The 3,432-nt window shown below is 61.0% G+C and carries 5 protein-coding genes and 2 pseudogenes; all 7 read left to right on the top strand.

What is annotated here, in order from left to right:
* A pseudogene (locus E5W70_RS27155) lies at nucleotides 1-204 on the top strand (S-(hydroxymethyl)glutathione dehydrogenase); the annotation flags it as partial.
* Nucleotides 201-473 carry a hypothetical protein gene (locus tag E5W70_RS27150; protein WP_292664272.1) on the top strand — a complete coding sequence of 91 codons (273 nt, stop codon included), beginning with the start codon at nucleotides 201-203 and terminating at the stop codon, nucleotides 471-473. The pseudogene E5W70_RS27155 and the gene E5W70_RS27150, both read left to right, overlap by 4 nt.
* 20 nt (nucleotides 474-493) lie before the next feature.
* Complete coding sequence (gfa, locus tag E5W70_RS27145) at nucleotides 494-1,063, top strand: S-(hydroxymethyl)glutathione synthase (RefSeq protein WP_292664270.1); 570 nt, start codon at nucleotides 494-496, stop codon at nucleotides 1,061-1,063.
* Nucleotides 1,064-1,129: 66 nt separating this feature from the next.
* Complete coding sequence (locus E5W70_RS27140; RefSeq protein ID WP_292664268.1) at nucleotides 1,130-1,597, top strand: YaiI/YqxD family protein; 468 nt, start codon at nucleotides 1,130-1,132, stop codon at nucleotides 1,595-1,597.
* 4 nt (nucleotides 1,598-1,601) lie between these two features.
* Nucleotides 1,602-2,279: a DUF1345 domain-containing protein gene (locus tag E5W70_RS27135; RefSeq protein ID WP_292664266.1), complete on the top strand. Its 678-nt coding sequence runs from the start codon at nucleotides 1,602-1,604 to the stop codon at nucleotides 2,277-2,279.
* A 104-nt stretch (nucleotides 2,280-2,383) separates the two neighbouring features.
* Entirely contained in the window at nucleotides 2,384-3,265 is an 882-nt protein-coding gene (locus tag E5W70_RS27130) for a cytochrome b/b6 domain-containing protein (protein ID WP_292664264.1), read from the top strand.
* 1 nt (nucleotide 3,266) lies between these two features.
* Nucleotides 3,267-3,432, top strand: a pseudogene (locus E5W70_RS27125) (molybdopterin oxidoreductase); the annotation flags it as partial.

Raw genomic sequence — 3,432 nt, 5'->3', positions numbered from 1 at the left:
CTGGTCACCGGCCGCACCTGGATGGGCACCGCCTTCGGCGGCGCGCGCGGCCGCACCGACGTGCCGAAGATCGTCGACTGGTACATGGATGGCAAGATCGAGATCGATCCGATGATCACCCACACGCTGAAGCTCGAGGACATCAACAGGGGCTTTGACCTTATGCATGAAGGCAAGTCGATCAGGAGCGTGGTAGTCTATTGAAGGAGGTACTGATCCGGGTTCGGATCCGATATCCGAATTTCAGCGAGTCGCTCAGTATGCAGAGCTGGCAATTCGGCGAACATCTTTGGGTAGCGCTTAGGAATAACAACCGCGTTCGCATCGACCTCGATGAGATCGACCGCGGCAGAGAAGAAATATCGTTTCTCGTGCGCGATACATATCGGAGCAAAGCGCTCAAGGTGGTTGAGCGCGTCAAGCAAGAACACCGTATGGAGAATGAAGCGGTAATCGAAACGGAACCAGCATAGAACCAAGGGAGGAGACAAAAATGCCGGAAAAACTGCATCCTAAAATCGACAATGGATTGCCCAGGCAAAAGGCCGACTTTGCCGGCGGGACGCTGGTCTGCGCCTGCACCAGCAAGCCGGTCAAGGTGAAGGTCAAGGGCCAGATCGCCCACAACCATGCCTGCGGCTGCACCAAATGCTGGAAGCCGGAAGGCGCACTGTTCTCGGTCGTGGCGGTTGCCGGTACGGGCGACGTGACGGTGACCGAAAATGGCGACAAGCTGAAGGTGGTCGATCCGGGCGCGCTGATCCTGCGCCATGCCTGCACGGGCTGCGGCGTCCACATGCACGGCCCGGTCGAGCGCGACCATGCGTTCAAGGGGCTGTCCTTCATCCATCCGGAACGCTTCCAGGAGGATGGCTGGTCGCCTCCGGGCTTCACCGCCTTTGTCTCGTCGATCATCGAATCCGGTGTCGATCCGAGCCGCATGGACGGCATAAGGTCCCAGCTGAGGTCGATCGGGCTCGAGCCTTATGATTGCCTCAATCCCGGCCTGATGGATTTTATCGCCACCTGGACGGCGAAGAGGTCCGGCGCGTTGCCGGCCTAGTAGCCGCTCGACTATCATCGATCGAGCCGGGCGACGTCGCCCGGCTCTTTCGCATTTGGAACAACGATGCCCGCACCCGCTATTCTCGTCGATGCCGATGCCTGCCCGGTGAAGGCCGAGGTCGAAAAAGTCGCCGAGCGGCACGGCATCGTCGTCACCTTCGTCTCCAATGGCGGCTTGCGTCCATCGCGCGATCCGATGATCCGCAATGTCGTCGTCTCCAAGAGCGCCGACGCCGCCGACGACTGGATCGTCGAAAATGCCCGGCCCAACGACATCGTGGTGACCGCCGACATCCCGCTTGCCGCGCGTGCAGTGGCACTTGGCGCCCATGTACTCGGCCCGACCGGGCGCCCGTTTACGCCGGAGACGATCGGCATGGCGGTGGCGATGCGCGACCTCAAGCAGCACCGGCGCGAGACCGGCGAAAGCAAGGGCTACAATTCGAGCTTCGCGCCGCAGGATCGCTCGCGATTCCTGGGCGAGCTTGACCGCATCTTGCGGCGGGCGCTGAAATCCGCCTCAGCGGACTGAAACCATGACGATCGGTACCCCCACCAAGATACCCATGCAACGCCACACGCCGTTCGCGCTGTCGGCCTGCATCGGCGTGGCAGCCTTTGGCGCGGCGCTGATCTGGCGCGCGCCGCTTGCCTATTCGATCGGCGCCAATGTGTTCTTTGCCGCCTATCTCTGTCTTGTCGTCGCCCACATGCCGCGGCTTACCGGCAGCTATTTGCGCAAGAATGCAGGCGACACGGACCTGCCGGTGCTGGCCATCTTCGCTGTCACCTTGGTTGTAGTCGCAATTGCCATCATCTCATTGTTTCAATTGATCAACAGGGAGAAGAGCGCGGATCCCGTCGAGCTTACGGTGGCGTTGTTGTCTATCCCGCTTGGCTGGTTGACCATTCATGCGATGGCGGCGCTTCACTACGCGCATCTCTATTGGTTGGACGGCGATGCGATGGATGGCGACACCAAAAAGAAAATTCCGGTCGGCGGCCTCGACTTCCCGGGCGGCAAACGGCCGGAAGGCTCGGATTTCCTCTATTTTGCGACAGTGATCGGCATGACGGCGCAAACCGCCGACACCAACATCACGACCTCGCAAATGCGCCGTGTCGTGCTTGTGCATTCGATCCTGTCGTTCTTCTTCAACACGGTCATCGTGGCAGCCGCGGTCAATCTCGCCGTCAGCCTCGGCAGTCCGTAATAAATCCGTGATCGGGTGAAACATCGCTTAAGCTGGCGACGTATTGGGAGGAGAAGAGATCTGACAGGCCATGCGGAACCGCTTGGCAGGGAGGCAAGGAAGATATGGAATCGGTTGCCAGAGGCGAAGCCAGCACCGGAGCAGATAGCGCTGCTTCGACGGATGCGACGCTGATCTATCGCCAGTCGCGCTGGACACGGCTGACGCATTGGCTGTGGGCGATCGCGCTGTTCTTCATGCTGCTTTCCGGTCTGCAAATATTTAACGCCCGTCCGCAGCTCTACATCGGCAAGGAGTCGGGCTTTGGCTACAACAACACCATCTTCGCCATCGGCGCCGAGAACACCGCAAGCGGCCCGCGCGGCTACACCGAAATCTTCGGCAAGCGCTTCGATACCACCGGCGTACTAGGCTGGTCGGGTCCGGCCGGCCAGGAGACCTCCCGCGCCTTCCCGTCCTGGGCAACGATCCCTTCCTACTACGATCTCGGCACCGCGCGCGTCGTTCATTTCTTCTTTGCCTGGGTGCTGACCACCACGCTGCTGGTCTGGCTGGTCGCCAGCCTGATCAACGGCCATTTGCGGCGCGATCTTGCCCCGCGCCTCGACGATATCAGGCGGCTGCCGCGAGACATCGTCGAGCACGCCAGGCTCAGATTCCACCACAAGCGCGAATACAACACGTTGCAGAAGATGGCCTATGGCGGCGTGCTGTTCGTGCTGCTGCCGCTGATGATCATCACCGGCCTTGCCATGTCGCCGAGCATGGATTCGGTGCTGCCATTCCTCAACGACCTGCTCGGCGGCCGGCAGACAGCGCGCACCATCCACTTCACGGTGATGCTGCTGCTCGTCGCCTTCTTCATTATCCACATCCTGATGATCCTCGCCGCCGGCCCGATCAACGAGCTGCGCTCCATCATCACCGGCTGGTACCGAACCGACCCGCCGGCACATGGCGACAAAGCGCCAGAGAGGAGTGCCTGACATGGCGAAATTTGAGATCAGCCCCAAGCTAGAGATAAGCCGAAGAAAGTTCCTGACCTCGGCCAGCCTCGGCCTTTCCGGCATCATGCTGTCGGGCTGCGACGCCTTCGACAGCCAGCTTGGCGTCGGCGACGGCCTGCGCAGCTTCCTCGAAAGCGCCAACGGCC

It is taken from the genome of Mesorhizobium sp., from assembly GCF_005063415.1.
Taxonomy (GTDB): domain Bacteria; phylum Pseudomonadota; class Alphaproteobacteria; order Rhizobiales; family Rhizobiaceae; genus Mesorhizobium.
This window is presented reverse-complemented; position numbering and strand designations above follow the sequence as displayed.